The sequence below is a fragment of the Parapedobacter pyrenivorans genome, assembly GCF_014636865.1.
Classification (GTDB): domain Bacteria; phylum Bacteroidota; class Bacteroidia; order Sphingobacteriales; family Sphingobacteriaceae; genus Parapedobacter; species Parapedobacter pyrenivorans.
Genome location: NZ_BMER01000006.1, coordinates 389,100 through 402,235, shown reverse-complemented (window position 1 = coordinate 402,235; position 13,136 = coordinate 389,100). Strand labels below are relative to the sequence as shown.

General features: G+C 51.0%; 7 protein-coding genes. All 7 read left to right on the top strand.

Going from position 1 to position 13,136, the window contains the following annotated elements:
* Positions 1–3 precede the first annotated feature (3 nt).
* The 7 genes from IEV98_RS22845 to IEV98_RS22815 all read left to right on the top strand — a co-directional run bounded on the left by IEV98_RS22845 (position 4) and on the right by IEV98_RS22815 (position 13,130).
* Entirely contained in the window at positions 4–2,172 is a 2,169-nt protein-coding gene (locus IEV98_RS22845) for a GH92 family glycosyl hydrolase (RefSeq protein ID WP_188508360.1), read from the top strand.
* Positions 2,173–2,176: 4 nt separating this feature from the next.
* Positions 2,177–3,472 carry a hypothetical protein gene (locus IEV98_RS22840; protein WP_188508359.1) on the top strand — a complete coding sequence of 432 codons (1,296 nt, stop codon included), beginning with the start codon at positions 2,177–2,179 and terminating at the stop codon, positions 3,470–3,472.
* Between the two features lie 185 nt (positions 3,473–3,657).
* Positions 3,658–6,813: a SusC/RagA family TonB-linked outer membrane protein gene (locus IEV98_RS22835; RefSeq protein ID WP_188508358.1), complete on the top strand. Its 3,156-nt coding sequence runs from the start codon at positions 3,658–3,660 to the stop codon at positions 6,811–6,813.
* A gap of 11 nt (positions 6,814–6,824) precedes the next feature.
* Entirely contained in the window at positions 6,825–8,720 is a 1,896-nt protein-coding gene (locus tag IEV98_RS22830) for a RagB/SusD family nutrient uptake outer membrane protein (RefSeq protein ID WP_188508357.1), read from the top strand.
* Positions 8,721–8,738: 18 nt separating this feature from the next.
* Complete coding sequence (locus IEV98_RS22825; protein ID WP_188508356.1) at positions 8,739–9,443, top strand: DUF3823 domain-containing protein; 705 nt, start codon at positions 8,739–8,741, stop codon at positions 9,441–9,443.
* A gap of 10 nt (positions 9,444–9,453) precedes the next feature.
* On the top strand, positions 9,454–11,370 hold the full coding sequence (locus IEV98_RS22820) for a GxGYxYP domain-containing protein (RefSeq protein WP_229738926.1): 1,917 nt from the start codon (positions 9,454–9,456) through the stop codon (positions 11,368–11,370).
* A gap of 14 nt (positions 11,371–11,384) precedes the next feature.
* Positions 11,385–13,130: a GxGYxYP domain-containing protein gene (locus IEV98_RS22815; RefSeq protein WP_188508355.1), complete on the top strand. Its 1,746-nt coding sequence runs from the start codon at positions 11,385–11,387 to the stop codon at positions 13,128–13,130.
* Positions 13,131–13,136: the final 6 nt, after the last annotated feature.

The following is a 13,136-nucleotide window of genomic DNA, read 5'->3' as shown; positions in this document are numbered from 1 at the left end:
ACGATGGGGAATAGGTTGTTATTGATTACGATACTCTTGGGATCGATGCTTTCAAGATGTGGCTCCGTTGAGGAGCGGAAAGGCGGGTTGGAAGATTATGTGGATCCGACGATTGGCGGGGTTGGGTTGATCCTGGAACCGACACGCCCGCTTGTGCACCTGCCCAATAGCATGGTCCGCGTACATCCAATAAAGAAAGATGAATTGGATGATCAAGTGGCGGGATTTCCCCTGACAGTCATTTCGCACCGAATCGGCTCAGCTTTTGCGTTTTCACCCGTATTTGGAGCGGAGGATCCCTGGCAATCCAAAATCGTCATCCATAGTCAAGAAGCGCACCCTTATAGTTATGAGGTCATCGATGCTCGTGCTTATGATCGGGTAGCCGTGGCTCCCGCGACTAAGAGCGGTATCTTCCGGATCGCGAATGCAGACGGATCGATCGAGCACCGCTTGCGGTTTTCCATCATCAATACGGGCGGATTTATAAAGACGCAGGGGGATAGTGCCTTTGTCGGCGAAGAACACTATAACGGAATGCGGGTATTTTTCTATGCTTCTTTTGACGGATCCATCAAAGACCTCGACGTGCAGGGACCCGAAGGACGGAGGAATGTGCTCGCAACGGTCGTTTCGGACGGTAGCGTGCTCGAACTGCGGTATGGCGTTTCCTATATCAGCATTGAGCAAGCGAAGCATAATTTGGAAGCGGAAATCGCCGGGAAGGATTTCGCGACCGTGAAAGCGGAGGCTAAACGTACTTGGGCGGGCGCATTGTCGAAAATACAGGTGCGCGGTTGGGACGAAAGCAAGAAGCGGATATTTTACACAGCGCTGTATCGTACTTACGAACGGATGGTGGATATCAATGAATACGGTCAGTATTACAGTGCCTTCGACCAGCAAATTCATCAATCAGATGAGCCGTTTTATGTTGATAATTGGATATTTGATGCACATATTGCTCCCCATCCGTTAAACATGATTCTCGATCCCGAAAAGGATCAGGCCATGCTTCGATCCTACATCGAGATGTACGGGCAAACCGGATGGATGCCGACGTTCGCGGCCACGTTTGGGGATTGGCCCGCCATGGTGGGCAATCATACGGCGGCATGGATGGCCGATGCATGGACCAAGGGCCTACGTGATTTTGATGTGAAGACGGCCTACCAGGGCCTGCGTAAGAACTCACTGGAGGCTACCCTACTGCCTTGGCGTAACGGGCCACCGTCAACATTGGATGATTTTTACAATGCGAATGGTTATATGCCCGGTTTAGTACCCGGAGAGCCGGAAACAGTGAGCGAGGTGGAACCGAGCTGGGAAAAACGTCAAGCGGTTTCCGTGACGCTGGAGAATAGTTACAGCGATTGGTGTGTAGCACAGTTGGCCGAACCTGCCGGTAGAGGTGGTGAAGCGGCCCTATTCTTAGACCGAGCGCAGTACTATCGCAACGTATTTCGCGAAGACAAGGGAATCGTATGGCCAAAAAATGCAAAGGGCGAATGGATCGAACCCTATGATCCGAGCTTAGCCGGACGGGAATACTTTACGGAAAATAATGCCTATACCTATAATTGGCACGTGAAGCATGATTTGGACGGATTGTTTAGCTTGATGGGCGGCAAGGTCGCCGCCGAAGCGAAGTTGGATGAACTGTTTCGAACCGATTTGGGATTGCCCAAATGGAAATTCTGGGCCATTCAGCCGGACGCCTCTGGCCTGGTTGGCCAATTTGCTATGGGCAACGAGCCGAGCTTGCACATCCCGTATCTCTATAACTACCTGGGTAACCCTTGGAAAACGCAGAAGCGCATCCGCATGCTGGTAAATACGTGGTTTACCGATAATGTATTTGGTATGCCCGGCGATGAAGATGGTGGTGCGATGTCGGCTTGGTTGGTCTTCTCGATGATGGGCTTTTACCAAGTAACGCCTGGCATTCCGCTATATGCCATTGGCAGCCCTTCGTTTGAGGAGATCAGTATTCAATTGCCCAACGGCAAATCATTCGGCGTATTGGCTAAGGGTAATACGGACAAAAATATCTACGTGCGTACGGCAAAGCTTAACGGAAAGGCGTTGGACGAACTTTTCTTTACGCATGAACAGCTTATGGGGGGCGGAGTGCTGGAATTGGAGATGGATAGTCAGCGAACAGCACATTAACGAGATGATTTTACAACGTATGAAAGCAATCGGTTTAGTTTGGGCTACCCTATTGGTGGCGGTTGCAACTATCGCGAATCCGACGCATCGGTTAGGTGGCTTGGATAGACCAGCAGCTGATCATGTAGACCAGGAGGGATGGATCAATCTCCGATCTTTTGGGGTATTGCCGTCAAACACCGGAACGATAAACCGTGATAACCTGCAGCGGGCCATTGATGAGGCGTCACGAGACGGTGGCGTGCTGTTTTTGGAGCCTACTGCCGAGGGGTACGAAATTGCATCAGGGGTGGTTTTGAAGGAAAATGTGTCGTTGAGGGGCGGGAGCCCGGTTTCCCCACGAGGGAGCAAGCATCCGGACCGCGCGGCTCCTGTAGGTAGTTTGATCAAGATCGTCGACGATGCGCATCCGTTTATTGCGGTCCAATCGGCGACAGCGATTGCTAACCTCCAATTTTGGTATCCGGAACAAACCCATGCAAACCCCGACGCTATCAAGCCGTACCCGCCCACCATTACCCTGGAGAAATCCGGCCGCGTGGAAGGGGTAACGCTATCTGCATTGACGTTTTATGGCGAATACGAGACAATGGACTTCCGCGCAACCGCAGAACGCCATTGCGAACTGCTATTAATCCGCGACTGTTATGGGTATCCGTTGAGCGGAAAGTTTATTACCATCGATTATTGTTATGATATCCCCCGGATATTGGATTGCCATGTGAATCCGGCAATCATGCGCCGGTTTGATCGCACCTATGGCAAGGCCATGGTAGATGCGGTAATCCGTAACCAAACTTATGCCTACCGAATCGACCATACGGACAATGCACAACTGATCGATGTATTTTGCTTTGGTACCTATGGAGGTATCCTTCTCGGGGCCGAATCGTATGGGCAGTTGACCAATTTCAATTTGGATTGCGTGACCATCGGTATCCATAAATTGGGAGCGAATACATTTAACCGAAACTGGATGGTAGCACAGGGTTCAATCATTGCCAATACCGGTGAAGACATCCAGTCGATCCACCCGATTTTGGTCGAAGGGAGCGGCCATTTATCACTCAATAACGTTGAGGCTTTTTCGGGTCACAATCCGGCACTCACAACAGTGGGCAAGTCATTCGGCTATTTAATGGTGCGCGACGCGAAAAAGTTGACCATTTCGGTCGTGGGCGCACGCATGGCGAACTACGTGGCCGATACGCCAATTTTGAAAGTTAACTCGGACGATGCAACCATCGCAGTTACTGCGTCGTTTGACAAAGACAACCGCTTGGTTTCAGGCACTTTTTGAAAGCAATTAAGATACTCCGGATACGCGCAGGTCACGCGACCGGTTAAAAAACCAACTTATAAACAACATGAATCCAACAAGATTTGATAGTGGAAATACTGGCTGAACTTTCGCATGGCAGCGCTAAGCGATATGAACAATGACAATTCAATAGGTTAAATGATTTGATACTTATACTAACAAAAATGAACAATGTAGTGAAATTAATTGCTCAACGGATCACTAAATGTATTTTGGTGTTATTGGGAGCCTTTTTCTTGGCCAGTCACGTGACCGCTGCAGCACATGGGATAAGCCATGGCCAGGAACAGGTAAACGTAATCGGTGCTGTGCGATCGGGAAATGAACCGCTTGCAGGGGTATCGGTGTCATCTGCAGCTAATCCCGGTTTGGGCGTATCGACGGACGACGATGGGGGGTATCGGATTTCGGTAAATGCCAGTGATACGTTGGTGTTTTCGTTCGTAGGCTACGCCCAGCAGCGCATCGCAGTCAATGGCAGAAGCCGGGTTGACGTGACCCTGCTTCCGCTGGATCAGCAATTGGAGGAAATCGTCGTGGTGGGCTATGGCACACAAAAGCGGGCGAACCTGACAGGGGCGATCAGTACAATCCAAGCCGAGGACATCCAGACAACGACGCACTCCAGCCTTGCACAGAAATTGCAGGGAAAAGTGCCGGGGCTGCAAATACGCCAGAATACCGGTGGTCCTGGCGATTTTAATGCGATGATCAACATCCGCGGATTCGGCTCACCGCTCTATGTCATCGATGGGATTGTGCGCGATGGCGGTAGTGAATTCCAACGGTTGAATCCGGAGGATATCGAAAGCATTTCAGTACTGAAGGATGCATCGGCTGCAGTATACGGCGTGAATGCGGCCAACGGGGTTATCATCGTGACCACCAAGCGGGGAAAGCAGGGGAAACCGCAATTCCAGTATGGAGTGGTGGTCGGAATGCAATCGCCGACCGATATGCCGCAGATCGCAAATGCGGCGCAATGGATGGAGATGCGTAACGATGCGGCGATCAATGTCGGGCTTCCGCCTTATATCTCGAAAGAAGAGTTGGAAAAATACCAGCAAGGTGCCCCCGGTTATGAAAGCACCAATTGGTACGACGAAACGATGAAGCCGTGGGCAGGGCAGCAGCAGCATACGTTGTCCGCGCAGGGGGGAACCGAAAGCGTAAACTATTTCTCGAGCTTTGGTTTTGTGCGGGATGGAGGATTGCTGAAGTCTGAGGCAATTGGTTATGACCGATACACATTCCGTACGAACCTGACGGCCAAGTTGACCAACGAGTTGACGGCATCGGTGGAACTCGCCGGGAGGTATGACCGGAAGGACGGCGCGGGATACAGTATTTTTGATATTCTCCGGGGTACGATATCTGCATTGCCTACAAATAAGCCTTACCTCAACGGGAACACCGATTACCCGACCCACATCACGGATGGGCAGAGTTCCAATCCGGTGGCGATTGCCGACCCGAACATTTCAGGATATACGCAGGACGTCGACAAGCAGTTCCAGTCGGCCGTCACACTGACCTATAAAGTGCCATTCCTGGAAGGATTGCAACTGAAAGGGGTGGCCTCATACGACGGAAATAATTATTTAAATAAGGCCCTATCGAAGAGCTACAAATTGTATTCGTACGATGCTGCCGCCGATCAATACAATGCCGCCACGCTAAGGCACCCTACCGTACTGGGCAATGGGTATTCCGACATGAACCGCGTGAGCGTGCAGGTACAGGCTTTGTATAATACGGTGCTGGCTGATAGCCATAATATTGGCGCCACCTTGGTGTATGAGGAGCGCAATGGATGGACCCGGTCGTCTGGCCTTTCGCGTGAATTCCAGTTCTTTACGAATGATCAGATCGACATGGGCGACCAAAATAACCAACGGACCAGCGGCATGGAAAGCCAATGGGGGAACCGGTCGTTCATCGGTAGGTTAACCTATGATTATGTAGGGAAATACCTGCTTGAGGTTGCGGCCCGGTATGATGGATCATACCGATACCACCCGGACCGGCGTTGGGGCTTGTTCCCTGTGGTATCGGCGGGATGGCGCGTTTCGGAAGAGCGCTTCTTCAAAGATAATGTGTCATTTATCTCCAACCTGAAGCTGCGCGGTTCGTACGGATTGGTGGGTGAAGATGCCGGTAATCCCTTCCAATATGTGCCCGGGTTCTCGACAAGCGGCGGTGGGGGGTATGAGTTTTCCAATGGTGCCTACGTATCCGGCGTGGCTGCCCCCGGAATCGTAAACCAGGAGCTGACATGGTTTCAGTCAAAAATCGCAGATATCGGAGTGGACCTGGGTTTGTTTGATGGGCGCCTGAATCTTGAATTTGACGTGTATCAGCGTGACCGTACCGGACTACTAGCCGTGCGAAATGTATCGCTGCCCAATACGTTCGGCGGGTCGCTACCGCAGGAAAACTTGAACAGCGACCGCGTTCGCGGTATTGAGTTTGCCGCGGGTTATTCCCAAGCAATTGGCGATTTCCGCTTCGATATTGGCGGTAATTTCAACTTCGCACGTACCATGAATGTATATGTTGAACGTGGACCGTTTGTAAACAGTATGGACCGGTGGCGGAACGGACAAGCCAATCGCTGGAGTGATGTGGTGTGGATGTATGACAAAATCGGTCAGTTCCAATCGGAGGATGAATTGCTAGGTGCCCCGATACAAAATGGCGAGCTCGGCAACAGCCGTGAAATGATCGGCGACTTCAGGTATCGGGATGCGAATGGCGATGGCGTGATTGATGGAGAAGACGCACAGCCGTTGGCTTGGGGTGGCAATCCAAAAATGTTCTTTGGGTTGACTTTGGCAGCTAACTGGAAAGGTTTTGACTTCAATATGCTCTGGCAGGGATCCGGCAATTATTCGGTACGGTTTACACATGCGTATGCGGAGACCTTCTGGGGAGACGGTAACCTACCGGCATATTTCTACGACCGTTGGCATCTTTCCGATCCGTACGACCCGACTAGCGAATGGATACCGGGCGAATGGCCTGCCACCCGCAGGATATCTGATATCGGCGCGATGTACCACGAGAGTTCGGTGTGGCGCAGGGATGCCTCTTATGTTCGCCTGAAGAACCTTGAGCTCGGCTATTCCTTCAACCAGCAGTTGTTACAACGCTTGGGATTGCAACGGATGCGGGTATACGCGAACGGATACAACTTGTTGACCATCACGGATCCGTTTGTGAAAGCATTCGACCCCGAACAGATTGAAGGTGCGTTGAACACCGGTTGGGTATATCCACTGAGTAGGAGTTTTAACATTGGGGTTAACTTGACTTTTTAATCCATTATAACATGAAAATACGTATTTTAAGCATAATTATGGTCATGGTCTTATCGGTGTCGGGCTGCCGGGACGTGTTGGATCTTAGGCCATTGGATAAATTGGATGGCGAAACGCTATTTGCGACGCCGGAAGGGGTAAGGGTATACTTAGCCAACCTCTACGGCCAGCTGCCGATTGAAGATTTTTCATTCGGACGGTTAGGATTCAATACCGCAAACATTAATACGGCCGGTATCGCGCCGGCTACGCAGACTGACGATGCGGCAAATTCGGAGTTCAGCCATTTACTAGACGGTGGGGGTAATTTCCAATGGTGGGATCCCGGTTATAAGCTGATCCGGGACATCAACCTCTTACTAGAAACCATTCCGACCGTGTCTTCACTGAACGACGCTGATAAAGCCACGTTATTGAGCGAAGGACATTTCCTCCGCGCATTTACCTACTTTGCATTGGTGAAGCGTTATGGCGGTGTTCCGTTGATTACCAGCGTTCAGCAATATACACCAGACGTGGAGAGCTTAAAAGTACCGAGAAGTACTGAACAAGAGACTTGGGACTTTGTACTGGGGGAGTGTGACGCTGCCATTGAAAATTTACCCACTTCGCGGACGGAAGATAACCGGCGAGCAACGAAATGGGTAGCCTACGCGCTGAAGTCACGCGTTGCGTTGCATGCGGCCTCCTTGGCTAAATATTGGTCGAAGGCACCACTTTCGGGCCCCGCTGTATCTCAAGGTCTTGTGGGGCTGGAATCATCATTGGCCAATCATTATTACGAGCAATGCATCGAAGCGTCGCGTAAAATCATGGATGAAGGCGGTTTTTCTTTGCACAAGCCCACACCTGCCTCTCCAGAAGAGGCCACTGCCAACTATATGGAACTTTTCCAAAATCCCAATGGCGCAGCCAATGAAGTGATTTTTACCAAAGGTTACACCAATCCCGGGTCGTCGGGGCATAGCTACGATTTTTGGTTCAACCCGAACCAGACGTCTGATGGTGCGCCGCATCCAGGCCGGATGAATCCAACACTTGATTTCGTGGATTTGTACGAAAGCTACAGCAACCCGGGCCAGCGTGCGCCAATAGTGACCACTACAGACGGTAATGTAAATGACTACAATGGGTTTAATCCCAGCAAAACGTATCTGCGATTTGACACACCATATGACATCTTCAAAGATAAGGATGCCCGGCTGTGGGCTACCGTCGTATTGCCCGGTACAGAATGGAAAGGGAAAACCATTATTATACAGGGTGGTTATATCCAGCCGGATGGTACCCCGAAAATTGAGACAAAGGATGAAATTGCAGTGAATGGTGTAACGTATTACACCTACGGCGCTGCGAATTGGGCCAACTATTCGGGGTTTGAGGTGTACCTGGGGAATATGACACGCACCGGATTCAGCTTCAAGAAATTCCTGTCGCCGAATCCCGTTCCACCTAACCTTACCTATTCGACAACTGACTGGATTGAATTCCGCTATGCAGAAATCCTGTTGAACTATGCCGAAGCGGTAGTGGAAAGTAACTATACCGCCAACAACGCACAAGCAACGGCCAAAGATGCAATCAATGCAATCCGTAGCCGGGCCGGACATACCGTAGACATTGAACTGAGCTTGGAAAATGTACTGCGCGAACGCCGGGTGGAGCTGGCGTTTGAAAATAAACGCTATTGGGATTTGGTTCGCAGGCGTGACTACCATGAGGTTTTCAACAACACCATCCGCAAGGCATTGGTGCCGATATTGGATTTGCGCGTGAGCCCAGCCAAATACATTTTTGTTCGTAAGAATTTGTCGAGGGAAAATCCGCTGACATTTCCGACCAATTTTTACTATGCGCACATCCCCGGAGTGGGCGCAAATGGCTTAGTTCAAAATCCGCAATACTAACGACTACAAGTGATTCTAATGAAAAAGATAGCGATAAATATAAAGCAAGTGTTAGCCATCGCGATACTGGTGGTTACAGCAAGTGCTTGCGAGTTGGATAATTACGATGCGCCCAATGCGCAGCTTTCAGGAACAATCATTGATGAGGAAACCAATGAATTGGTAGAGCAAGACATCATCCGGGGAACAACCATCAAAATCATCGAGCATGGCTATGATCCTGTTCAGCCACAATACCTGCGTGTGAAAAATGACGGTACCTATGCCAACACGCTGTTGTTTGCCAATACCTACACGATACAGCCGGAGCTACGGAATTTTGTTCAAGTAGCGGAACAGGAAATACAAATAGGTAGCGATACGAAACTGGATTTTCGGGTGCAGCCGTACATCCGGGTGAAGGACGCGTCGATCGTGAAAGAAGGAACAAAAATCGTAGCGACTTTCAAATTGCAGCAAACGGTGCCGGAAGTGGTAAGCAGGATAGGCCTTTATGCCCATGCGGAGCCGATTGTGGGCGAGCCTATCCGGAGCGTTGCTTCTGAAACGCAACTCGGCAGAACGGTTGACGAGGATGAAACGTTTACCTTGGTAATCGATGCTGCGGAAAACCGGGCGGCGTTGAAATCGGGAAGCCAATACTTCTTCCGGATTGGAGCGGTAATCACTGTGCCGGAAGCTAAATTTAACTACGCGCCAGCGATTAGACTAACCATCGATTAATCAGTTTGCTATGCGTGTTGTAAGTCTGTTTGTGTTTATTGTGGGTGTGATGATGTACAACAGCATGTCGTATGGGCAGACCGCTGTGTCGTCCAATACGATTGCTGTATTCGACCTGGGGTATGCATTGGAGGGCACCTGGGCTCATCCCCGCGAAGTGAAACGTGCATGGGACCACGCCCATACATTAGCCACGCTACAAGGAGTGGTCAACCGCGAGTCTCCCCGGTTGTATACCTATTTCGTGAAAAATGGCCAGCACGATATCGACCGTTATTGGTGGAGTAAATACCGTACGGAAGGGGCGTGGTTGGCGGGTAGGGATACCGTGGTGTATCCGGATATCGTTTCCCTGATCGGGGCGTTCCGGAACGACATCGGCGGCGTGGTCGTGTACGATCCTGCGGTGCCGGCTACCAGTAATGTCGCCTCTGCGGTTGCGGGTGCCGAACGGCTGATCGCTGTGCGTTATGACCCTGAAGCGGGGAGCCTGTACCATCAATTGGTGAAGACGGGCCCCCGGCTACCGGTAAAGGTTTGGTTGGTGAAGAAGGATGGAAAGCCGCTTTTCACGGGGTCAGGAACGATATCGGGTACTTCGCGTCCATCCAGCGGATCGGCGAAGAATGATGCTTATCGGTGGTTCATCGAACACTATCTCAAAAAGGGCAAATGCAATACCGCATTCGGTGCGTATTACATCGACCAGCATTGGATGACCGACCCCACGCGGATAAACCGCAACCACCATACGCTGTCCAATCACGACTACTTTGTCAGCAAAAATGCGTTTTTCTTCGATCTCAGCCCCTGGGCTGATGAGCCCGCCACGGACGATCCCAAACAACGGCTGGGGACCGACTTGGAAACGTTGAAGGAATTCCTGTTGCTTGCGTATCAGCAAAACGGCAACGGGAACACATTTACTCATATCGGGGGATTTCCACCATGGGCCTTCAAGTACACTCAGCATGCGGGCGGCAAGCATGACGACGTGCCCACGGAATGGGAATACTCGCGGATCATCAGTGCCTACAATGCATTTAAGGATGCGGATGCCATCGGCTATGGTGCGTTGGCGAATGCTTCGTTCTGGCAGCACTATCCGTTGAAAGACAGCTATCCACAGCAGCGGGTGACCGATGAGGAACTGGTGGAACGGGGCTACCTGACCGCGGACGGCAAGCTGGTTGAAAATGGAAAAGAATACCTGGTATTTTATGTAGGCGATTATGACGCCGCTTCCTGGCTATCGCAGACTACCCCTACGCTTTGGGATGATCCCAACCGGGGGAAGGTACCCTTGATGTGGTGCATCAGCCCGGTGCTTGCACAGCGTGCACCCATGGTTATGGAATACCGTTGGCTATCGGCTACGCCGAACGATTATTTTGCGGCGGCCGATAACGGAGCAGGATACTTGATGCCGGGCATGCTGCAGGCACCGCGCGATGTATCGGGGCTGCCCGACGCGACCCAACAGTGGGCTGCGCACAACATCCCTTATTACAAGCAATGGGGGCTTTCCATCACGGGCTTCGTCATCGATGGAGAGGCACCGGGATTGAATGAGGCAGGTTTGGATGCCTATGCGCGGTTCAGCCCGGACGGCATCGTGCCGCAGAAAGTGCCATTGACATTGTTGCATGGTAAGATGCCGGTATTCCGTTCGGATGAGGACGTCAATCAGGAAGATCCGGCTGTGGCGGCCCAGATCATCGTCAATCGGGTGGATAAGCGGCCGCTGCGTTTCCATTGGTTCCGCAATATCCTGAAATCACCGACGTGGTACGTGCAGGTGGTGGATGAAATCCGCGATCGCAATCCGAATATCGAGTTGCTGGATGGGGCTACTTTTTTCGCGCTGTACCGCAAATACCTCGAGAACACACCGGATGCAGCCAAAGGGCTGTGGCCGGAAAATTAATAAAAGAACCGAGTATGAACGCGATGAATTTTAATAGTTCGAAATGCCTGCTGTTTATGTTGCTATGCGGGATATTGGCGGCTGCCTGTGAGCCGACAGTGCATACAAATAAGCTGTATACCTATACCCTGAGCGGTGATAATACGGCAGACGCCTACGATGAAGCGGTGATGGTGGCTTGCATCCAGGGAATATTGAATAGGAATACGACGCAACTCTATTTGCTTTCCGACACGTATGAGCGCCCAGCATATTGGCTCGATACCTTATCCGCATCGGGCAAATGGTTGGAAAATAAGGAGCACACAGCAATTGCTACCCTGGAAGAACTGATGGCATTGGCAGGCGACCAGGTAAAAGGAGCCATCATCTGGGATCCGGATGTGCCGGCATCCCTGAATGTAGCCACTACGTTGGCAGGATTGGAGGACGGAATTGTCGTGAGCCCTGGGCAGGCAGACCTGTATCTGGATAGGTGGGAGTTGCCCATCATCAAAGATTTCAGGGGGATGTTTACCGGACAGGAAACCGGTAGTAAGAAAAATGACGCCTACCGCTGGGCAATCCGGGAGTTTTTGGAAACGGGCCGATGCGATCCCCATTGGCTGTGTTTGTATGAGGATGCGTATATGACCCGGGAAAAAGGAGATATCAACTACGTCGTAACCCGGGATTGGCCGGTACGCAACCAATCGTTTGTGTACGACCTTTCGCCATGGGGGGATGAGGCGCCGTTGGATGATCCTGATCAACGGCTTGGGACAGACCTGGAAACCTATAAGCTGATGCTGGAGGCAGTAATGAAGCTGACAAAGGGGAAGCAAATGACTGAAGTGGCGGGGTTTTTCTCGTTTCCCAAATATAGCAATATCCCGGGATATGAAAGCAAGCACGACCCCGTTCCCACCGAATGGGAAACCGTACACCTCATATCGCCTTACAATTGCTACCAGAATACGGTTGCCCACCTGTGTTTCAATCAGTCCATACACGCACAAGCAGCTGTAGGTGAATTGCAGCAAGGCCGACCTGAATTGAAGGACCCGGAGGGTGGGAAAACCTACCTCTGTTTCTTGATGGCGGACTACGACTCGGCGACGCCATTGTATGATTTTTTACCCAAGCATTGGAACGATAGTGCACGTGGTGAAATTCCACTGGCGTGGGGTATTAATCCGAATTTGATTGAAACCTACCCGGATGTCATCCAATACTTTTATGACACGAAGAGCCCTAACGATTTCTTCACAGCTGATGCAAGCGCTGCGGGCTATATGAACCCGAATCGGATCGGTTCGGCGCATCTTCCGCTATTTATTGATCACAACAAACGTTTTTATCAGCGGTTGGATATGTCACTCTCGCCCATGGTACTGGACTGGGATGAGCCGACCGCCGCAGTTAAAGATGCATTTACCCAATTTTCAGGTGATGGGTTTTCGACGATTGTAATCGATTTTCACAATGCTGGAGGCAAACTTCCTAAACCGCACGTTTGGAAGGAAATGCCCGTGATGGAGTTGATCAATTCGGCGTGTAATTTTTCAACGCCCCAACAAACAGCCAATGAGCTGTCGCTGGAAATACCTGCTCCCCGTGACGGCGCTAAACCAGCATTCTATTTTTTCCGTATTGTATGGACGAGCCCGAGTCAAGTAATCGCGGCCTTGGAAGAACTGCGAAAATTGAGGCCGGAGCTCGACATCGAAGTGGTAGACCCCTATAATTTTTTCCACTTATTTAAATCTACCGAAGGCTAGGGGCAG